Origin of the sequence: Mesorhizobium sp. M1E.F.Ca.ET.063.01.1.1 (assembly GCF_003998155.1) — a bacterium.
GTDB lineage: Bacteria > Pseudomonadota > Alphaproteobacteria > Rhizobiales > Rhizobiaceae > Mesorhizobium.
Genome location: NZ_RZSC01000037.1, coordinates 1 through 19,455, shown reverse-complemented (window position 1 = coordinate 19,455; position 19,455 = coordinate 1). Strand labels below are relative to the sequence as shown.

Below are 19,455 nucleotides of genomic sequence, written 5' to 3'. Positions count from 1 at the left end.
CCCATGCGGTGCAATATCCGGTCGGCGCGCTCACTCACACGCCGCACGGGCTGGGCGTCGCGACGATGCTCCCCTACGTGATGGGCTACAACCTGCCCGCCGCAACGCCGGAGATCGCCGAAATCGGCACTGCCCTTGGCCTGCCGCGCCAGGACCGCAACGCCGATCAGCTGGCGGACGCCACGATCAGGGAAGTTGCGCGACTGTTCAACGCCATCGGCATAACCCGGACGCTGGCCGACCTCGGCCTTCCCGAGGACAGGATCGACTGGACGGCGGAACAGGCGCTCGGCATCGACAGGCTGATCAAGAACAATCCCCGCCCTTTCGACCTGCCAGCGATGCAGCGCTTGGTCAGGGCAGCCTATGGCGGCGACATGTCGGCCGCGATGATGAGGGATGGAGCCCGATTCCAATGAACATTTCCCTGGAGCTTTTTGAGCAGGATTCCGACATGTCCGACTACACTCCATTTTCGCATGGGCTCTACATTGGCGGGCAATGGCCCCCCTCGTCCAACGGCCGCGTCATCGAAGTGGTCGACCCATCGACGGAGGCCGTGATCGCGGCGGTTCCCGATGCCACGCTGGCCGACGCTGCTGCCGCCGTTGATGCGGCCGCGGAGGCAGCTGCAAGCTGGCGCGAAACCCCGCCGCGCCGGCGGTCCGAGATCCTGAGGCGCTGCTTCGAGCTGATGACCGAACGTGCCGAGACCTTGGCCGCGCTGATTTCCCTGGAGAACGGCAAGGCTTTGCGCGACGCGCGCGGCGAAGTCGCCTATGCGGCCGAGTTCTTCCGCTGGAACGCGGAGGAAGCGGTGCGCATCAGCGGCGAGTTCGGCCTCGCGCCGTCTGGCGCAAACCGGATCGTGGTCGACTACCAGCCCATCGGCATCTGCGTGCTGATAACGCCGTGGAATTTCCCGGCGGCGATGGCGACACGCAAAATCGCGCCGGCGCTTGCAGCCGGCTGCACCGTCATCCTGAAGCCCGCCAGCGAGACACCGCTGACCGCCTATGCACTTGCAGCTCTATACGAAGAGGCAGGTGTGCCGCCTGGCGTCGTCAACGTCATCACGACCTCGAACCCCGGCCCGGTGACGGCGGCCATGCTGGCCGATGCGCGGGTGCGCAAGCTGTCCTTCACGGGCTCGACCGGAATCGGCCGCGTGCTTCTGGCCGAGGCGGCGAAACACGTCATCTCCTGTTCGATGGAGCTTGGCGGCAACGCTCCGTTCATCGTCTTCGACGACGCCGATCTGGAGGCAGCCCTCGACGGCGCGATGATCGCCAAGATGCGCAACGCCGGCGAGGCCTGTACGGCGGCCAATCGGCTCTACGTCCAGGCGGGCATCCATGATGCGTTCGCGGAAGGCCTGCGCAAACGCATGGCGGCGCTCGCCGTCGGCCCGGGCACGGACTCAGAAACCGAATGCGGGCCGATGATCACCAGGAAGGCCGTGGACAAGATCGATCGGCTCGTTCAGGACGCGGTCGCTCGCGGCGCGAAGGTTCTGTGCGGCGGCGCGATCGCTGAAGGCAGGGGATTTTTCTATCCACCCACGGTGCTGAGCGACGTGCCGGCCGACGCCGTCATGGCTCACGAGGAGATATTCGGTCCCGTGGCACCGGTGAGCCGCTTCGAAGATGAGGCGGAGGTCATCGCAAAGGCGAACGACACCGAATACGGCCTTGCCGCCTACATCTACACGCGCGACCTTGCAAAGGGCATGCGCGTGGCATCGAAGATCGAGTCCGGCATGATCGCGCTCAATCGCGGCCTGATGTCGGACCCCGCCGCGCCCTTCGGCGGCGTCAAGCAGAGCGGGCTCGGGCGTGAGGGCGGCCAGAAGCACGGCATAGCCGAGTTCATGGAGGCGAAATACATCGCCGTGACGATGTGAGCAGACAGATGGCGAAAGATCCATTCCGTATTCGCGATCACGTCCCCGAGTTCGACGACATCGTCGCCGAGATCGTCCGCAGAAGCGCGGAGACCAGGGCGAAAGTTCCGATGGCCGCCGACCTCGCTTACGGACCCGACCCGAGGGAAACCGTCGATCTGTTTTTCCCGCAGGGCAAACGCGATCGCCTGCCGGTGCACATCTTCATCCACGGCGGCTACTGGCGCATGTTTTCCAAGCGCGACTATTCCTACGTCGCGGACACTGTTACCAACGCGGGGGCGATTGCCGTCATCGTAGGCTACGCACTGATGCCGACCGTGAGAATGGCGACGATCGTCGATCAGGTACGCCGCGCGAGGCAATGGATACATGACCACATCGCGAGCTACGGCGGCGATCCTGATCAACTGACGGTAAGTGGCCATTCCGCTGGCGCTCATCTCGCGACGATGCTTTTCGGCGGGGACGGCCGGCCATCAGGCATCAAAGGCGCGCTGCTGCTGGGGGGTATTTACGATCTAAGGCCGTCGCAGGAGTCGTTTCTCGCTGCTGAGATCGCGATCACCGACGACGAGGTCGAGCGGTTCTCCCCGATAAATCATCGCTTCGATCCTTCAGTGCGCGTCGAGCTATCCGTTGGAGCTGATGAAACGCCGCCGTTCCACAACCAGGCCGCCACGCTTGCGGAGCGTTTCGAACGGCAAGGGCTTGCCGTCTCGCGCACGAGCCTTGCAGCGGCAAATCACATGAGCAGCGTCCGCGACCTTGGCTTGGCTGGCACACCGGCCGCTGCATTGTTGGCTCGTCTGTTGACCGTGTGAAAGGCCACAAAGGCCGGCTCGCCCAATTCAGCTCTTCAAGTCCGAACTCACGTGACGCCAAACATATCCGGTGTACTGCGGGCAACACTCACATCTTGAGAGGTCAGACGAATCGGCTGCCAGGCATTGTACCGGCGAGATCAACTCTGCTTGGCGCATCCTTGCGGCCGGCTGCCGTCAGCGGCAGCCGAATTTCAATGATGGTGCCGCCCTCGGGTTCGGAACGGGCCAATGCATCGCCGCCGTGAGCCCGGGCGATCCCACGAACGACGGAGAGGCCCAACCCGGTGCTTTTCCGCAAGCGGTACCGACTCCTTTCTGGCCGCATAAGGCTTCTGGCTTTACGGCTGGCGATTTCCTAGCGCCTCTCAATCACTGCCCCATAAACCTATCAGCATCTTAAGGAATCGCTCTGCCGCAGGCGACAAGGTGCCGCCGCGACGGCGAACCACGCCGATCGTGCGTGATATCTCGGGATTGCGGATTGGGCGGGTGATCAGAAACGGATGGTCTTCTCCCGGGGTTGCCATTCGTGGCAGAACGGAAATCCCGAGGCCTGCCTCCACCAACCCAAGGGAGGTGGACAGATGGGTTACCTCGTAGAACCAGCGAAGCTTGATGTTCGATTTTGCCAGCGCCGCGTCGAGCAGCGTTCTGTTGCCGCTTGATCGATGAACCGTGATCAGATGATAGGGCTCTAGTTCCGCCCAGCCGACCGATGGTTTGGCAGCCAGAGGGTGATCCTTGCGCGCTGCAAGCACAAATGGGTCTTCCGCGAGCCGATCAAAGGTCAGGTCCGGATCCGAGGTGCCCATGATGTTTATGCCGAACTCCACCTCACCGCGCGCCACGGCTTGAAGACCGTCGGTCGCCGGCAAGTCGAGGATGCGAAAGCGGATGTTCGGGTACTCCTCATTGAACTGCCGGATGGCGGTCGGCAGGAAGTAGAATGCCGCAGTGGGGAGGCACGCGATCGTCACCAATCCACCTCGGTTGGTTCCAACGTCACGAACAGCAAACAGAGAGCCGTCAAACTCCTCCAGCATGCGTCGCACGAGCGGCACGAGTTCTGTACCGAGAGCCGTCGCGGATACGTGCCGGGTTGTCCGTTCCAAAATGGGTGCTCCGATAGCCTGCTCCAGTTTTTGAATGCGGCGGCTCAACGCGGGCTGTGACAGATGCAGAGCTTCGGCCGCGCGATGAAAGCTCTCCAACTCTACGACGCTCAGGAAGGCTCGAAGGTCAAGGATCTCGCAATTAATGCTCATGTTGCATCAATCCTCCGATTCTTAGCATTTCACAAAATAAATGTGTTTTCCAATAATTGGATCAAAGAGCGCCGATTGATACGGCGATGACATAATTCTGATGCAAGCACAAGCGATGAATGACCTGTTGGCGATCCCTTGCGTTCTGATGAGAGGCGGCACCTCAAAAGGTCCGTTCTTCCTGGCAAACGATCTTCCTGCGGACGCCATCGAGCGGGACAAGATCCTCCTGTCCGTTATGGGCTCGGGTCATCCGTTGCAGATAGACGGCATCGGTGGCGGCAATCCGGTCACGAGCAAGGTGGCCATCGTCGGGCCTGCCAGCATTCCAGGCGCCGACGTGGATTATCTGTTTGCCCAGGTGCGGGTCGACCAGCAGATTGTCGACACCTCCCCGAACTGCGGCAACATGCTGGCTGCGGTCGGCCCGTTTGCCATTGAAGCTGGACTTGTCCCGGTTCGTGGAGAAACGACGCTCGTCCGGATCCATAACGTCAACACCAGCAAGCTGATCGAGGCCGAAGTTCCCACTCCAAACGGCAGCGTCTCCTATCTCGGTGAAGCTGCCATTGACGGCGTGCCCGGCCGTGGAGCGCCGATCGCATTGACCTTCGTGGACGCGGCGGGAGCTCGTACCGGACGGCTTTTTCCCACCGGCAAGCCGGTAGACTTGATCGATGGTGTGGCTGTCACCTGCATCGACTGCGCAATGCCGATGATGTTGATCGAGGCAGACTCGGTCGGCGCAACCGGCTTCGAATCCGCGGCTGAACTCAATGCTGATAGGGAATTGCTGGGACGGCTGGAGAAGCTTCGCATCGCTGCCGGCGAACGGATGGGCCTTGGGGATGTAAGCAATCAGGTAACGCCGAAGCCGGTGCTGATTTCCCGGCCAAAGTCGGGAGGCGACATCAGCGTGCGGTATTTCATGCCGCATCAATGTCACCCGTCGCTCGCAACCACGGGCGCCGTGGGGATCGCCACGGCCTGTATCAGCCAGGATACTGTTGCTTCGCTTCTGATCGGCAGGCGGATCCCTCCAGTCGTGCTTTCCATAGAGCACCCAAGCGGCCACCTGGACGTCAAGCTGTATGAAAGGGACGGCAAAGTCGTCGCCGGAATCCTTCGCACCGCCCGCCGGCTGTTCGAAGGACATGTATTTGCAAAACCTGTCCCGCAACTGGGTTGCGCGGCATAATAACCGTGGCCGCCAGGAGGGCGCCACCAACAGGAGGAGAATATCATGCGCAAGCTCATGCTCGCCCTCGCGGCAACCGTCGTGTTTGCCGGTTCCGCATTCGCGGATCCGGTCCGCATCAGCGTCGGCTCTTACAATCTCAACAATCTTCCCTTTCCGGTCGCCCAGGGGCTTGGCCTTTATGAAAAGGAAGGCCTGGAGGTGACCGTCGAGAACTTCGCATCGGGCGGGTCGAAGACGCTTCAGGCCCTTGTCGCCGGCTCGACGGATATCGCCGTAGGCTTCTACGACCATACGATCCAGATGCAGGCGCAAAAGAAGGCTGTCGTGGCGTTCGTGCAGCTCGCCCGCAATTCCGGGCTCGTGTTGGCTGGCGGCAAGAACAGCACTTTCGACCCGGCAAAACCGGAAACGATCAAAGGCGCAAAAATTGGGATCACCTCGCCAGGCTCGTCTTCCGATTTCTTCGTCCGCTATTACCTGCAGCGCAACGGCTTGTCCGCGAACGACGTCTCGCTGATCGGCGTGGGCTCCGGGTCTGCCGCCGTCGCGGCCCTTGAACAGGGCAAGGTCGACCTCCTCGTCAACTACGACCCGGCGGCAACCTTTATAGCGGCCAAGGGCGTCGGCAAGATCCTGATCGACGGTCGCAGCGACGAGGGAGCCAAGGCGATCTATGGCGGGATTTACCCAACCTCCGTCCTCTATGCCACACAGAGCTATATCGAGAAAAATCCGGAGACCGTCCAGAAGGTCACGAATGCGACGGTCAAGGCGCTCGAGTGGATGAACAGTCACTCCGCGGAAGAGATCGTCGACAAGCTGCCGAAGGAGTTCATCTCCGGCGATCGTGAAACCTACGTCAAGGCGGTAGAGAACGCGAAGGCGATCTTTTCGAAGGACGGGCGCATAAATGAGGAAGATATCAAGACTCCGCTCGCAGTCCTAAAGAGTTTCAATGAAAAAGTCGCTGCGGCTGAGATCGACCTCAAGAGAACCTACACGAACGAGTTCGTCGACAAAGTCCCGAACGTCGCCGCCAACTGACAGGAGGAGGTCATGGCATTGGCCGTAGTGAAAACCGTATCCCCGACGAACAGTCCGCATCATGCGAAGCCGATGGTTTCCATCGACAAGGTCACCATGTCCTTTGGCGCCTATGTGGCCGTGCAGAATGTGAACTTGGCTGTCGCCGATGGCGAGTTTCTTGCGATCGTTGGGCCGACCGGCTGCGGCAAGAGCACGATTCTTAACGCGATTGCCGGGCTGCTGAAGCCCTCGAGCGGTACTGTCGCGATTGAGGGTCAGCCGGTACGCGGGATCCAAAACGATATCGGCTATCTGTTCCAGCAGGATGCACTGCTTCCTTGGAAGACTGCGCTCGAGAATGTCGAACTTGGCCCCATGTTCAAGGGCACAGGCGCTGCCGAACGACGCGAGCAGTCGATGAAGTGGCTGGCGAAGGTTGGTCTGAAGGGCTTCGAGCATCGCTACCCGCATCAGCTTTCCGGCGGACAGCGCAAGCGCGTGCAGATGGCACAGGCACTGATTACCGGCCCCAAGGTCATCCTGATGGACGAGCCTTTCTCGGCACTCGACATCCATACCCGCCACCTGATGCAGAATGAGCTGTTGCGGCTTTGGCAGGAGCAACGGCGCGCCGTGGTGATGATCACGCACGACCTTGAGGAGGCGATCGCTCTCGGGGATCGGGTCGTGGTGCTTGCCGCCGGACCGCGCTCGCACGTGATCGACAGCTTCCCCGTCGATCTCCGACGCCCCCGCGATGTCGCTGAAATCAAGCTCGATCCACGCTTCATGGATCTTTATCGCAACATCTGGTCATCGCTGCGCAGCGAAGTGGAGAAAAGCTATGAACGCCACGACTGAACGCCTCATCCAAGTCGTACTGCTGGTGGCAATTGTCGGCGGCTGGCAGCTCGGTGTCGCGGCGGGCATCATCGACGTCTTCTTTTTCCCGGCTCCGGTCGACATCCTCAAGCAGGTGGCGTCCTGGGTAGTGGACGCCAGCTTCTATAAGCATGTGGCCATCACCCTGACGGAAACCGTGCTCGGCTACCTGGTCGGGACGGCACTCGGCGTGGCAGCAGGCGTCTGGCTCGGCCTCAGTCGTTCGGCCGCGCGCATTCTGGATCCTTTCATCAAAGGCTTGAACGCGATCCCTCGCGTCGTGCTTGCGCCGATATTCGTACTCTGGCTCGGCCTCGGTCTCTGGTCCAAGGTGGCGCTCGCCGTCACGCTGGTGTTCTTCGTCACTTTCTTCAACGCCATGCAGGGCGTTCGTGAAGTGAACCCGGTTGTGCTGTCGAACACGCGCATTCTCGGAGCCAAGCGGTCGGACCTGCTTCGTCACGTCTACTTCCCGGCGGCGGCAAGCTGGATTCTGTCCTCATTGCGCACTTCGGTCGGTTTTGCCGTCGTCGGGGCGATTATCGGCGAGTATCTCGGCTCCTCCGCCGGGCTTGGCTATCTGATCGCTCAGGCGGAAGGCAATTTCGATGCGGTCGGTGTCTTCGCAGGGATCCTGATCCTCGCGATCTTCGTCCTGATTATCGACAGCATCCTGGACGTCGCCGAGAAGCATCTCATCAAGTGGCGACCGAGCGCTTCCGAACGGCCTGCGTGAGGATCTTTAGCGGCAACCGAGAAGCTTGTTCACAAGCGCTCTCCCTCCCAGCCAAGGAGGGAGAGCGCAGGCATTCTGCGCACTCTCTGGGTCCGAAACTGGGAACGATGGTGGAACGCAAGAAAGGCCGCCTGCTCCACGCCGGGCAATTGGGATGCACTTGGCCGGAGCGGATCTGCGACGCGAAGGTGCCTGGAACCCGCGAACCGTCCTGGTCCGCTCACTTCAGCCGACACCGAACAGCTCGCTGAGCCACGCCATCTGTTCGCGTTCCTGGTAGCCTTGCCCACCTTCATGGTTGTTGAATTCGTATTCTACGATGGTCTTGTCCCCCGCGTAGGCATTGAACGCGCCATAAACGGTAGAGGGCGGGCAAACTTCGTCCATCAGGGCCACCGAAAACAGCGCCTTCGCTTTGGACTGCCGGGCGAAGTTGACGCAGTCGAAATAGGAGAGCGTTTCAAAGACTTTCGCCTTCTTCTCGCGATGTTGCGCCAAGAAACGAACGATTTCCAAATAGGGATCGCGGACGGCAGTCCCCAAAGCGCGGGGAAAGTCACAAAGAAACGGCACGTCGGCCATTACAGCCTTGACGCGGGGATCGATTCCGCCGACGGCAAGCGAGATGCCGCCGCCCTGACTGTCACCGCAAACCGCGATGCGCTCGGGATCGATGAAGTCCAGCCCTAGGAGAGCATCTATCGCCCTCACGGCATCGGTGAACACGCGCCGGTAATAGTAGTCATTCTTATCCAGCACGCCGCGCGTCATAAAGCCGAGAAAGGAAGAGGTCGAGCCGACCGGATCGGCGGTCTCGCCGACGCTCAAGTCGCTTCCCTGCCCGCGTGTATCCATTCGAAAATATGCAAACCCTGACGCCGCCCAGTGCAGCTGCTCATGCGCCAGGCCGCGACCGCTGCCATAGCCGATATACTGCACGACCAGGGGCAGACGCCCCTGGCGGTGCGTGGGCAGGATCAGCCATCCTTTTATCGGGTGTCCCCCAAATCCCGGAAAGGTGACGTCGAAGGACTGAACCGCCTTGAGCGTTGTCTGCGCCGGAACGATGCTGACCGCGCCGCCGGCGTAGCGGGCCTCAGCGATAGTCGAGGCCCAGAACTGGGCAAAGTCGCCCGGCGTGGCGACTTTGCTGACATAGGCGCCTAGTTGAGGCTGGATCAGATCTTGGAACGGCATTGTTCCTCCCAAATTAAATTAGAGACAAAATCGGCGATTGATATGGATGGCTCCGCATTCGGATCCGAGCGCGAGCGTGGATCTGCGGGTTACCGGTCCAACAGATTCCGGCATCCCCCCATTCTTCCGCGCATGGCCGTCAGGTGGCGGCAGACCTTCACCCAGAGGTGCCGCCGGAAAAAAATGGGGCGGCGACCGCCCCATCCATGTCCCGTTTAGCTGCCCGTTTTGATCTGGGTCCAGAGGCGGGTGAGTACGCGCTGCTCCTTCGACCCGTATGAAGAAATAGTGAAAAGCTTCTTGAGCGTTTCCTGCGTCGGATAAACTGAAGGGTTCTTCAACACTGATTGGTCGATGAACTTCTGCGAGGCCAGATTGCCGTTGGCTGTTTGGACATAGTTGGTTGACTTGGCAATGACTTCCGGCCGCATCAGGTAGTTGATGAAGGCATGCGCCTCATCGACATGCTTAGCGTCAGCAGGGATCGCAAGGTTGTCGAACCACATATAGGTGCCTTCCTTAGGGATCAGGTATTCGACCTTGACCCCGTTGTTGGCTTCCTTGGCGCGGTTCTTGGCCTGCAGCACGTCACCTGACCAGCCGATGCTGATGCATTTATCGCCGTTCGCCAGATCGTTGATATAGGCAGAGGAGTTGAAGGTGCGGACGTAGGGGCGGATTTTCGTGTAGATGTCACCGCCGGCTTCGAGGTCTTCTTTCTTCTTGCTGTCACCATCCTTGCCGAGATAGTTCATGGCAACGGCCAAAGTCTCCTCGGGCGCATCGACGATATTGATGCCGCAGTCCTTCAGCTTGGCCGCATTCTCCGGCTTGAAGAGCACGTCCCAGCTGTCGATCGCCACGTCGCCGAGAGCTGCCTTCACCTTGTCGACATTATAGCCGATGCCGGTCGTGCCCCACATGTAGTTGACGGCATATTCATTGCCCGTGTCATACTTGGCCAGGCGCGCCATCACCTCGGGCCACATGTTCTTTAAGTTCGGCAGCTTGGACTTGTCGAGTTTCTGGAACACGCCGGCCTGAATTTGCCTGGCCAGAAAAGGTCCGGTTGTAACCACCACGTCATAGCCGGAGCCGCCGGCAAGCAGCTTGGTCTCAAGAATTTCGTTCGAATCGAAGGTGTCGTAGACGACCTTGATGCCGGTCTCCTTGGTGAAATCATCAAGGATGGAACTGTCGATATAATCAGACCAGTTATAGACGTTGACGACCTTGTCCTGCGCCAACGAGACGCCTGCGGAAAACAGGACGGCCGTCATCGTGACCGCCAGTCCGAGTAGCTCCTTCTTCATTCAGGTCCTCCTGTTTGTGGCGCCCGCCATTCTCGTGGCAGGCCGTTGCACCATTCTCGAAGGCAAGGAGAGAGGCGTTGACCTCCCCTTTTGAGGCCGGCCTGGCATCCGTTCTCTAGCGAATGCATGGGGGGCTCATTTGTGCCTTCTCAAGCTGTCATCGAAAGCGCTGACGAAGATGTCGACTTCGTCGCGCGACCAAATCAACGGGGGACGTAGCTTGAGCGTGTTAGGCGTGCTTTTCCCGATGAGGATGTTGCGGGCAAGCATGTCATCAATCAGTCGCTCGGTCCGTATGATGGCCGGTTCCTTCGTCAGGCGATCCGTCACCAATTCCACGCCAGTCATCATTCCAAGCCCGCGTACGTCGCCGATTACGGGGTGCTGTTCGGCCAGGCGCCCAAGCTCCTGGCGCAGATACTCCCCGATGGCGGCGCTCCGCTTGATCAGGTCCTCTCGCTCAAGGACGTCCAGCACAGCCATGCCGGCCGCGCATGCGACGGTGTTGCCGCCGAATGTGCTGAACAACAGCGGATAGGTGCCATCGAGAAACCGTTTCATGAGTGCCGAGCCGAGAATGACGACGCCCAGAGGGTGGCCATTTCCAACCGGCTTGCCCATTGTTATGAAATCGATGTTTTCGTCCTTGAGCCCGTTTGCCCGGAACCCCCAAAACGTTCCCATGCGGCCACAACCGGCCTGCACCTCGTCCGCAATGACGAACCCGCCCGCCGATCGGACCTTTTCCGCAACGAGGTTGAAATAGTTTTCAGGCGCCCGCAGCACACCGCTTGAACATAGGGCGGTGTCGACCATGAATGCCGCCGGCCTGTGGCCTCTTTCGCGCAGGGCGGCTATCGCCCGGTCCGCATCGGCAGCGTACTTTGCCGCAGCTTGGGGGGCGTTGGCGAAAGGACCCTTGTACATATCCGGGGCCATCAAGATTTCAATCCGTCTGGGATGCTCTTCGGCCGGAAGGTGACGCCAGTTTTCATTGGAGAGCGCGGTCGTGAGCTCGGTGCAGCCATGGTAGGCCTGGTCGATGATCAAACCGCCGTCGTGTCTGCTGAGCGACATGGCTATCTGCATCGCCAGGTCGTTGGCTTCGCTGCCCGAGTTGACGAAGATGCAGGTGTCGAGGTGATCAGGCAGGTCGGCAGTCAGGCGCGCCGCGTACTCGACCGCCACATCGCACATATACCGCGTATTGGTGTTCAACGCGCCGGCCTGGCGGAAGATCGCCTTCGCCACGTGCGGGTGGCAATGACCAATCTGAGGGACGTTGTTGTAAACATCCAGATAGGCGGTGCCATCGGCACCGTACATCCAGGCTCCGTGAGCCCGCGTGATGTGCAGTGGCTTGTTGTAGAAATGCCAAATCGGTCCCAGGTGAGCTTCGCGCTCATGCCTGAGCCCGTCATAGTCATATGCGAGATGCTCGCCATCGTTGCTCGTGGCGCCATACACCGGAAACCGGCATGCCTGACGAAGCCGGCGGGCCGCCTGTGCGCGACCTTGACGGCTCAGCAACTCCATCATCCGAGGGTAGTGGCTGGCGTTGTCGATATGCGGGATGCCGGATTCATCGGTGGCTTCTCTCGCTTCCACGATGACAGTGGCCATGGCGAGGCGCAGGAGCAGCGCATCGAAAAGGAGATCGATCTCATTTTCTTCAAGCGGGTATGTCGAATCGAAACCTGATGCGACGTCGCAAAGGTAGGCGATCGGATCGTCATCGAAGTCCGCGAATGTCTCGGAAGCAGTCACAATGTCCGCGACAATGGAATTGTGGCCCATATCGCCAAAATCGATGATGCCCACCGGCGATGTGCTGTCGTTAGGATCGACCAGGATATTGCCGCCATGCGAATCCTGATGCACGACCTGGCGACGCGTCTTCGACAATTGGGGAAGGGTAAAGCGCTCGGCACGCTCGAAGATTTCCTCGCACAATTGCCGAAGCCTGGCGTCCGAGATCTTTGCGATCTGCGGGCGCAAGGCCAGGGCACGTGAAATGTCCCAGAGGTGCACATTGCTGCCCGCGTATGGATGAAAAAAATCGCGCAGCGCATGGGCAAGCCGTCCAACCATCACACCGATGTTGAACCGAGTGGCGGCGGAAAAGGCTTCCTCAACCTGCTCCATGACCTTCCCCGGAAGGAAAGTAAGCACACGCATCATGTGCCGGCAGCCGCGCTCGTCCTCGATCCATTCATATGGGGCGCCAGCGAGGGAGGGCACAACGCGAGGCACCGGCAGGGTCGGATCGCGCTCGCAGATATGGTTCAGGGCTTTGACCTGCATATCCACGACACCTTCAGGTTCGCCTATATTCGATATCTTGACGACGACGTCGCGGCCATCAGTGCCTTCGATCCGCCACGACAGATCGCGCTCGGAAGCCAGTCGCCTGTACGTCCCGTCGATCCCATACCGGGTTGCCACGAGGCGCCTTGTCGCTTCCGGCGAAAAATTAGGAAGGTTGCGAAGCAGAAGAGCGTCCGTGCTCATTCCATACCTTAAGGCCAAATATCGATACCCGACGCGGCGACCACGTCGCAGTTGCACGTTTGGCAGGGAAGTCCGCAGGTGGCATTTTTGCGCTGCGCATCGCCAGCCGTACGAGAGGCTAGACCTCTATCGACGTGGCAAGAATATCATTCAGAGAACGGATACATTGGTTTTTACAAATGCATCCGGTGCGCCCTGATGATCGCGTCGCGGACATAGGCGACGTTGGCGGCCTGCTCGCCTGTTCGCGTGGCGACCTCGATATCGGCGGAATAAGCCTCGTCGGCTATGGGAAGTCGGCGAAGACGCCCCTGCTGTTCGAACACGCGGGCAAAATGTATCGGCAGGACCCCGAGGTAGGCGCCCGACAAGACCATCAGAAGCTGCGCCTCAATATCAAAGGCTACCCGGTTCGCGGCGGTGTCGAAGCGGTGACGCCTAATCCCGTACCAATATCCTCTCTCTACCCATGGATGGCCGTAGCATTCCTCACTTGTAATCATCTCGTCATTTCGGCAAAACAAAGGATGAGCCGAACCGCAAAATACCGCGTGCTCCTCTTGGTAGATGATCTGGTATTGCACGCTTGCGACTTTGATGTCGGAGCCGCCTATCCCAATATCTATTTCGTTTTCCGCCACCGCCTTCGTTATATCGTTGGGGCACATGATCTTGAGATCAAGCTCGATTTCCGGCGCAGCTTTGGAAAGCTCGGCAATAGCGTCGGCAAGCCGGAAACTTGGGTCGGTCGTTAAGCAGTCGACAATGCCGACGCCGACCTTTCCCGCCAAAGCGCTTCGAACACGCGAAAGCCGGGCCGAACCGGCTTCAAGCACCCCGGTGATTTCCGTACAGATTTCGTAAACCCGACGCCCTTCATCCGTCAGCGAAAACCCGCGACGGCCCCGTTCACACAACTTCACGCCAAGCCGCTGTTCAAGCGCCGTCAGATGATTGGAGACTGTGGGTTGGCTCAGCGACAGTTCCATCTGCGCTGCGGACATGCCGCCATTGCGGACCACGCTTTCAAAGACACGAAACAGATGGAGATCGGAACCCGATATCTTCATGAAAGCAGATTGCACCAAATGTACTGGTTGGCAATTCCGGCAGACGTAGGCGGATGATGCAGCGTGCAAATGGTCATTTCCGCCGGAGCGTAATCGAGGCGGACGACTTTGTGATTGACCTGCTGGGAACAAACGTACGCCCGCGCCTGCGAAGGAGCGATGATCGCCCTTCCCTTGCCTCATCTCCCGCTCCGGTCCGACCGGGTATTGACGTCGCAACCAAATCCGGATTTGATGATACGTGGATACAAAAATACTTTTGGGTGCCAAGTGCCAGCAGCCTTCTCCGTCGAGCCACGCATGTCCGCCACTGCAGAGGAGGAAGCGTACCGGCATCTCCAGCGGGCGCTTCGCCTAGGTCGTTACAAACCGGGTGACCGGCTCATTCCCGAAGACATCGCGGCCGAGATCGGCATGAGCCGCATGCCTGTGCGGGAAGCCTTTCGGCGCCTGGCTTCCGACGGACTGGTCGTTCTCCGCCCCAATCGGGGGTGTGTCGTGGCCGGCCTCACAGTCGATGAGCTTTACGAGATCTTCGAAATACGTTCGGTTCTGGAAGGACTCGCCGTCAGGCTGGCGATGCCACGGATCGATGAGGAGGCGCTCGAAGAATTCGAGAACCTACTCGATCGCATGGAACGCGCCGGGCAGAGCGGTAGCAGCGACTGGGTGGTCCGCCACCAGGAATTCCACGGCCGTATCTGTGCGTTGAGCCAGAGGCCCAAGCTCATCCACCAGATATCGGCGCTGCATGTGGTCATAGAGCCTTACATGCGCATCTGGTTCGACGATTGTGACAAGCCGCATTCTGCGCGCGAGGAGCATGCCGCCGTGATCGCCGCCTTGCGCTCGGGCGACGCTGTGCATGCGGAACAGGTCATGCAGGATCATATTCTCGGCACGGCACCAATGTTGGCCGAATTCGTGACTCCGAGCCGGGGATCAACGCCGGCAGGAGAAAGGGCCTAAGTCCGGCAAAAAGACCAGAACCGGCCACCGGAACAGCCAGATCAGCACAAGAAAGGGGAACCTATATGAAAATTCATCGCCTGGCCGCCGTCGCGGCCGCATTCGGCATGCTCAGCTTTGTCCAGTCCACATTCGCTGAGGATGCTCCAAAGGCCATAACCATCGCGACCGAAGGTGCCTACGCGCCCTGGAATTTCACCAACGCAGACGGCAAGCTCGACGGGCTGGAGATCGAGCTCGCAAATGATCTTTGCGCAAGGATGAAGGTCAAATGCACCATCATCGCCCAGGACTGGGACGGTCTTATTCCATCGCTGAAGGTCGGCAAGTTCGATGTGATCATGGCCGGCATGTTCATCACACCGAAGCGGCTCGAAACCATAGACTTCACCCAGCCTTATGCGATCGATCCGGGCGGATTTGCAGTCGCCAAGGATAGCGAGCTCGGCAAACTCGGTGTTTCGACTGAAAAATTCAAACTGGATGACGAGGCTGCGTCCAAGGCTGCGATCGAGAAGCTGAAGCCGCTGCTGAAGGGCAAGGTGGTCGGTGTACAGGCGGCCACGATGATGCTCGAATTCCTGAAGAAATACTTCGGCGACACGGTGGAAATCCGCGAATACAAGACGACCGAGCAGCATGATCTCGATCTGGCTGCGGGTCGCATCGATGCAATATTCGCCCAGAAGACAGCACTTGCCGCGACGCTCGCAAAACCTGAATTCTCCGGCTTCACGCTCGCTGGTCCGGGCTTCGTCGGCGGCCTATTCGGCGCCGGAACCGGTGCGGGACTGCGCAAGGAAGACACCAAGCTCAAGGAGATGCTGAACGACGCGATCAGCGCCGCGATCGCCGATGGGACCATCAAACGCATCTCGGAAAAATGGGTGAAGACGGATGTGACGCCGGTCAAGTAAGCGCTGGCGGACCTGCCTGGCGGAGCGGCGCGAGCCGTTTGCGTCGGGCAGCGCGCTGAAAGGCTACGACTTACATGACCAATCCTATGCATATTTTGGGTTTGCAAGAGGGCGGCTGGGGAGCCGCTCTGCTTGTCGCATCCTCTGTTACGCTTGCACTGTCCGTTCTCGGCTTTATCCTCGGCGCCGCCTTCGGCGCCGCGGCGGCGGCCGGTCGGCTCTCGTCCCGCGGCGTCCCCGCTTGGCTCGCCCATGTCTACGGCACAGTATTTCGCGGTGTGCCCGACTTGCTGACGATATACCTCCTCTACTACGGCGGCAGCATCGCCCTGACGCAGATTGGCAAGTTCTTTGGCAGCGCCGGCTTCGTCGGGCTGCCGACTTTTGCAACCGGTGTCCTGGCGATCGGCATCATATCGGGCGCCTATCAGGGAGAAGTCTATCGCGGCGCCTACCAGGCCGTGGATCGCGGCCAGTTCGACGCCTGCAAGGCGCTCGGCCTGTCCCGATCTCAATCGCTGCGCCTCATCATTGTGCCGCAACTGATGCGCCACGCCCTGCCGGGACTCGGCAATGTCTGGCAGCTGGTACTCAAGGACTCGGCACTGATCTCCGTCATCGGCCTCGTCGAACTGATGCGCCAAGCGCAGATCGGAGCAGGTTCGACGCGAGAACCTTTCATCTTCTATATTGCGGCCGCCGCGCTCTACTTCGTCATCGCCGCCGTGACCGCTTCCGTCTTCCGTTATGGCGAGGCGCGGGCCTGGAGAGGCATGGTCCACGCGTGATCGACTTCGCCTTCTTTCTCGAGATCATTCCCGTCCTGCTTGCTGGCCTGCCGTTGACCCTGCAGCTCACCGCAGCCTCGATGGGCATCGGTTTCCTAATGGCGTTGCTGCTCGCGCTCGCCCAACAGGGAAATCGCCGGATCGTGGTATGGCCCATCCGTGCCTTCGTTGCAGTCTTTCGCGGAACACCCCTGCTGGTGCAGATCTTCCTCATCTATTATGGTCTCGGCCAGTTTCGGCCGTCGCTCCAGGCGATCGGAATCTGGTGGCTGTTCCGCGAGCCTTACTGGTGCGCCATCATCGCGCTCAGTCTCAATGAAGCTGCCTATGGAAGCGAGATCCTGCGCGGCGCAATAAAGGCTGTGCCGCGCGGACTGACCGAGGCCGCTACAGCCTCCGGCATGTCGAAGCTGCTCACGCTGCGCCTGATTGTGCTGCCTCTGGCCCTGCGCCAGGCGATCCCGAATTACAGCAACGAGATCATCCTCATGGTCAAGGGCACGTCGCTTGCATCGATCATCACGCTGATGGAGGTCACCGGGATCGCGCAGGGGCTTATTTCGCAGACCTATCGCGCCGTCGAGGTCTTCGTGGCTGCCGGCGCGATCTATCTCACCCTCAATTTCACAATCATCTCGGCACTGAACGCGCTGGAAATCCGGCTCACCCCCTATCGGGCGCGGGCCTGAGACATGTCTCGCCGCAATGACGAGGAGAACTAACGAAATGCGCGATTTCGAGAAGCCGACCCGGTCCGTTGCCGTGTCGCGACATGCGATGGCGGCGACCTCGCATCCTTCCGCCACCCTCACTGCACTGCAGATCATGCAAGCGGGTGGTAACGCCATGGATGCCGCCATTGCCGCCTGCGCAGTCCAATGCGTCGTGGAACCGGGCTCGACCGGCATCGGCGGCGACTGTTTCGCGCTCTATGCGCCCAACGGCTCCGACAAGGTCATCGCCTATAACGGGTCCGGCCGCACGCCGGCGGCCCTCACTGCCGACTGGTTCAATGAGCGGGGACTGACGGAGGTGCCACGCCAGTCGCCAGCGGCGGTAACGGTCCCTGGGGCGATCGACGCGTGGATACGCCTGCACGCCGATCACGGCTCGCTCCCCTTTGCCGACGTGCTTGCGCCCGCCATCCGGTTTGCCGAGGAGGGTTATGCCATCACTCCCCGCGTTCATCGCGACTGGTCCCTTGAACAAAAACTGCTCGCGGCCGACGCCACGGCCGCGCGAATTTTTCTTCCCGGCGGACGGGCGCCGAGGATCGGAGAGGTTCACCGGCAGCAAGAGCTGGCACATACGTTAAAACGCATTGCTGCAGAGGGGCGCGGCGCATTCTACGAGGGGTCGGTCGCCGAGGACATAGTGTCCTATCTGAACGCGCTCGGCGGGCTCCACACGCTGGAAGACTTCGCGAATGCGCGGGGCGAGTATGTGACCCCAGTGACCACCGATTTTCGCGGTTACACGGTCCATGAATGTCCCCCGAACGGCCAGGGCATCATCGCTCTCCTGATCCTCAACATCCTGAACCGTTTCCACGCCAAGCGGGACCCGCAGTCGCCCGACCGGCTGCATGTCGAGATCGAGGCGACGCGCCTTGCCTATGCCGCCCGCGACGCCTGGATCGCCGATCCAGATAAGGCGGACGTCCCGGTCGACCACCTGCTGTCCGACGAATTGGCGGACAGGCTTGCGGCAATGATCGACCTGAGCAACGCGCTGACAGACCTGCCGCCCTTCGAAATGCCACTTCATCGCGATACCGTCTATATCTCGGTCGTCGATCGAAATCGGAATTCGGTAAGCTTCATCAACTCCATCTTTGACAGTTTCGGCGCCGGCCTCGTCTCGCCTCGCTCGGGTGTCATCCTGCATAATCGCGGCCAGAGCTTCTCGCTCAAGCCCGGTCATCCCAATCGGATCGGGCCATCGAAGCGGCCGCTTCACACGATCATCCCCGGCATGGTGACGCGCAACGGCAGGGTGGAAATGCCGTTCGGCGTCATGGGCGGCTACTATCAGGCGCTCGGCCATGCCCATCTGATATCCAAGGTCCTCGATTACGGAATGGACCTGCAGGAGGCGATCAATCTGCCGCGCCTGATGCCGACATCGGACGGAACAAGAGTGGAGGCAGAGCATACGATTGACGGTGCGGCTAAAGCCGAGCTCGAACGCAGAGGCTTCACTTTTTCTCCCGCGGATGAGCCGATCGGCGGCGCTCAGGCGATCCGGATCGATTGGGAGAACGGCACTTTGACCGGCGCGTCGGAACCAAGGAAAGACGGCATTGCTCTGGGGATTTAGTGCCCCTGGCTGTTCGCGGTTCATGTATCGAGGTGCAAAAGCAACCCGCAAATTGCTCCGAGCGCCGACTTTGCAAGCAACGCGGCGGAGCAGAATCTGAGCACCCTGCGTCTGCCTGGCTAGCAAACCGGATCATCGGCTAACATCTGTTTCGGCTGTTTTTGGAGGCCGACTTGCCTTCATGTGGCGCGGCGGGCGTGAGGGCTGCATGCGGGTAATCGCATGGGGCGCTTCCCCCGCTCCGTCTCGGCTTCGCCGAGCCACCTCTCCCCCCACATTCGTGGGGGCGAGGAAAACCAAGCTTGCGAGAGTCGCGACCTCGGTGATTGTCGTTTCCTCGCCCCCATGAAATGGGGGAGAGGTGGCTCGGCGCGCAGCGCCGAGACGGAGCGGGGGCTGCGCTGCCCTATGCGGTTGGCCTGCGACCAGTCGCACGCGGCATTCCCAGCGTCTCGCGTATCGCCGCCGCCAGCCGCTCCACGCCCTCCCGCGTCTGTGCTGCGTCGCACGCCGCATAGCCCAGCACCAGCC

Annotated in this window: 18 protein-coding genes; 12 read left to right on the top strand and 6 right to left on the bottom strand. The window is 60.4% G+C overall.

The features are described 5' to 3' along the window. The 3 genes from EOA29_RS05590 to EOA29_RS05580 all read left to right on the top strand — a co-directional run. A partial coding sequence (locus EOA29_RS05590; protein WP_127220410.1) for an iron-containing alcohol dehydrogenase occupies nucleotides 1-419 on the top strand: 419 nt, incomplete at its 5' end. Next, on the top strand, nucleotides 416-1,903 hold the full coding sequence (locus EOA29_RS05585) for an NAD-dependent succinate-semialdehyde dehydrogenase (protein WP_126090781.1): 1,488 nt from the start codon (nucleotides 416-418) through the stop codon (nucleotides 1,901-1,903). The genes EOA29_RS05590 and EOA29_RS05585, both read left to right, overlap by 4 nt. An 8-nt stretch (nucleotides 1,904-1,911) precedes the next feature. Then, complete coding sequence (locus EOA29_RS05580) at nucleotides 1,912-2,727, top strand: alpha/beta hydrolase (RefSeq protein ID WP_126090782.1); 816 nt, start codon at nucleotides 1,912-1,914, stop codon at nucleotides 2,725-2,727. A 103-nt stretch (nucleotides 2,728-2,830) separates the two neighbouring features. Here the strand turns inward: EOA29_RS05580 and EOA29_RS05575 are convergent, their stop codons facing one another. Both EOA29_RS05575 and EOA29_RS05570 read right to left on the bottom strand, forming a co-directional pair. Beyond that, entirely contained in the window at nucleotides 2,831-3,028 is a 198-nt protein-coding gene (locus EOA29_RS05575) for an ATP-binding protein (protein ID WP_245468416.1), read from the bottom strand. A 67-nt stretch (nucleotides 3,029-3,095) separates the two neighbouring features. Then, nucleotides 3,096-3,995 (bottom strand): LysR family transcriptional regulator, encoded by a 900-nt coding sequence (locus tag EOA29_RS05570; RefSeq protein ID WP_126090784.1) that lies wholly within the window; start codon nucleotides 3,993-3,995, stop codon nucleotides 3,096-3,098. Between the two features lie 115 nt (nucleotides 3,996-4,110). Between EOA29_RS05570 and EOA29_RS05565 the strand changes: the two genes are divergently transcribed. Genes EOA29_RS05565 through EOA29_RS05550 form a run of 4 tightly spaced genes read left to right on the top strand, consistent with a single transcriptional unit; the run spans nucleotide 4,111 to nucleotide 7,840 of the window. After that, nucleotides 4,111-5,193 (top strand): 4-oxalomesaconate tautomerase, encoded by a 1,083-nt coding sequence (locus EOA29_RS05565; protein WP_126095672.1) that lies wholly within the window; start codon nucleotides 4,111-4,113, stop codon nucleotides 5,191-5,193. Between the two features lie 45 nt (nucleotides 5,194-5,238). Continuing rightward, nucleotides 5,239-6,240 (top strand): ABC transporter substrate-binding protein, encoded by a 1,002-nt coding sequence (locus tag EOA29_RS05560; protein WP_126090785.1) that lies wholly within the window; start codon nucleotides 5,239-5,241, stop codon nucleotides 6,238-6,240. Nucleotides 6,241-6,252: 12 nt separating this feature from the next. Further along, on the top strand, nucleotides 6,253-7,083 hold the full coding sequence (locus tag EOA29_RS05555; protein WP_126090786.1) for an ABC transporter ATP-binding protein: 831 nt from the start codon (nucleotides 6,253-6,255) through the stop codon (nucleotides 7,081-7,083). Then, nucleotides 7,067-7,840, top strand: a complete 774-nt coding sequence (locus tag EOA29_RS05550) for an ABC transporter permease (protein ID WP_126095673.1) — start codon at nucleotides 7,067-7,069, stop codon at nucleotides 7,838-7,840. Before EOA29_RS05555 ends, EOA29_RS05550 begins: the two co-directional genes overlap by 17 nt. A gap of 225 nt (nucleotides 7,841-8,065) precedes the next feature. Here EOA29_RS05550 and EOA29_RS05545 read toward each other — a convergent pair whose 3' ends face one another. From EOA29_RS05545 to EOA29_RS05530, 4 genes are all read right to left on the bottom strand, one after another. Then, the gene (locus EOA29_RS05545; RefSeq protein ID WP_127220408.1) at nucleotides 8,066-9,037 is read right to left on the bottom strand and encodes an acetylxylan esterase; all 972 of its coding nucleotides are present in this window, start codon (nucleotides 9,035-9,037) and stop codon (nucleotides 8,066-8,068) included. Between the two features lie 215 nt (nucleotides 9,038-9,252). Next, nucleotides 9,253-10,350 (bottom strand): polyamine ABC transporter substrate-binding protein, encoded by a 1,098-nt coding sequence (locus EOA29_RS05540; protein ID WP_126090787.1) that lies wholly within the window; start codon nucleotides 10,348-10,350, stop codon nucleotides 9,253-9,255. Between the two features lie 135 nt (nucleotides 10,351-10,485). Next, a complete protein-coding gene (locus EOA29_RS05535; RefSeq protein WP_126090788.1) occupies nucleotides 10,486-12,861 on the bottom strand; it encodes an aminotransferase class III-fold pyridoxal phosphate-dependent enzyme in 2,376 nt (791 codons plus the stop codon). Nucleotides 12,862-13,034: 173 nt separating this feature from the next. Beyond that, on the bottom strand, nucleotides 13,035-13,931 hold the full coding sequence (locus EOA29_RS05530) for a LysR family transcriptional regulator (protein ID WP_189350424.1): 897 nt from the start codon (nucleotides 13,929-13,931) through the stop codon (nucleotides 13,035-13,037). Nucleotides 13,932-14,201: 270 nt separating this feature from the next. Between EOA29_RS05530 and EOA29_RS05525 the strand changes: the two genes are divergently transcribed. From EOA29_RS05525 to ggt, 5 genes are all read left to right on the top strand, one after another. Further along, on the top strand, nucleotides 14,202-14,900 hold the full coding sequence (locus EOA29_RS05525; RefSeq protein WP_245468415.1) for a GntR family transcriptional regulator: 699 nt from the start codon (nucleotides 14,202-14,204) through the stop codon (nucleotides 14,898-14,900). A 65-nt stretch (nucleotides 14,901-14,965) separates the two neighbouring features. After that, nucleotides 14,966-15,817, top strand: coding sequence for a transporter substrate-binding domain-containing protein (locus EOA29_RS05520; protein WP_126090791.1), 852 nt, complete (start codon nucleotides 14,966-14,968; stop codon nucleotides 15,815-15,817). Nucleotides 15,818-15,891: 74 nt separating this feature from the next. Continuing rightward, nucleotides 15,892-16,605 (top strand): ABC transporter permease, encoded by a 714-nt coding sequence (locus EOA29_RS05515; RefSeq protein WP_126090792.1) that lies wholly within the window; start codon nucleotides 15,892-15,894, stop codon nucleotides 16,603-16,605. Further along, nucleotides 16,602-17,294, top strand: coding sequence for an ABC transporter permease (locus EOA29_RS05510; protein ID WP_126090793.1), 693 nt, complete (start codon nucleotides 16,602-16,604; stop codon nucleotides 17,292-17,294). The genes EOA29_RS05515 and EOA29_RS05510 overlap by 4 nt, the downstream gene beginning before the upstream one ends. A 37-nt stretch (nucleotides 17,295-17,331) precedes the next feature. Then, complete coding sequence (gene ggt / locus EOA29_RS05505) at nucleotides 17,332-18,924, top strand: gamma-glutamyltransferase (RefSeq protein WP_126090794.1); 1,593 nt, start codon at nucleotides 17,332-17,334, stop codon at nucleotides 18,922-18,924. Nucleotides 18,925-19,455: the final 531 nt, after the last annotated feature.

What these genes read in the sequence shown, in the direction of transcription:
- EOA29_RS05585 (WP_126090781.1), top strand. Translation starts at nt 416, where the DNA reads ATGAACATTTCCCTGGAGCTTTTTGAGCAGGATTCCGACATGTCCGAC.
- EOA29_RS05580 (WP_126090782.1), top strand. Translation starts at nt 1,912, where the DNA reads ATGGCGAAAGATCCATTCCGTATTCGCGATCACGTCCCCGAGTTCGAC.
- EOA29_RS05570 (WP_126090784.1), bottom strand. Translation starts at nt 3,995, where the DNA reads ATGAGCATTAATTGCGAGATCCTTGACCTTCGAGCCTTCCTGAGCGTC.
- EOA29_RS05565 (WP_126095672.1), top strand. Translation starts at nt 4,111, where the DNA reads ATGAATGACCTGTTGGCGATCCCTTGCGTTCTGATGAGAGGCGGCACC.
- EOA29_RS05560 (WP_126090785.1), top strand. Translation starts at nt 5,239, where the DNA reads ATGCGCAAGCTCATGCTCGCCCTCGCGGCAACCGTCGTGTTTGCCGGT.
- EOA29_RS05555 (WP_126090786.1), top strand. Translation starts at nt 6,253, where the DNA reads ATGGCATTGGCCGTAGTGAAAACCGTATCCCCGACGAACAGTCCGCAT.
- EOA29_RS05550 (WP_126095673.1), top strand. Translation starts at nt 7,067, where the DNA reads ATGAACGCCACGACTGAACGCCTCATCCAAGTCGTACTGCTGGTGGCA.
- EOA29_RS05545 (WP_127220408.1), bottom strand. Translation starts at nt 9,037, where the DNA reads ATGCCGTTCCAAGATCTGATCCAGCCTCAACTAGGCGCCTATGTCAGC.
- EOA29_RS05540 (WP_126090787.1), bottom strand. Translation starts at nt 10,350, where the DNA reads ATGAAGAAGGAGCTACTCGGACTGGCGGTCACGATGACGGCCGTCCTG.
- EOA29_RS05535 (WP_126090788.1), bottom strand. Translation starts at nt 12,861, where the DNA reads ATGAGCACGGACGCTCTTCTGCTTCGCAACCTTCCTAATTTTTCGCCG.
- EOA29_RS05530 (WP_189350424.1), bottom strand. Translation starts at nt 13,931, where the DNA reads ATGAAGATATCGGGTTCCGATCTCCATCTGTTTCGTGTCTTTGAAAGC.
- EOA29_RS05520 (WP_126090791.1), top strand. Translation starts at nt 14,966, where the DNA reads ATGAAAATTCATCGCCTGGCCGCCGTCGCGGCCGCATTCGGCATGCTC.
- EOA29_RS05515 (WP_126090792.1), top strand. Translation starts at nt 15,892, where the DNA reads ATGACCAATCCTATGCATATTTTGGGTTTGCAAGAGGGCGGCTGGGGA.
- ggt (WP_126090794.1), top strand. Translation starts at nt 17,332, where the DNA reads ATGCGCGATTTCGAGAAGCCGACCCGGTCCGTTGCCGTGTCGCGACAT.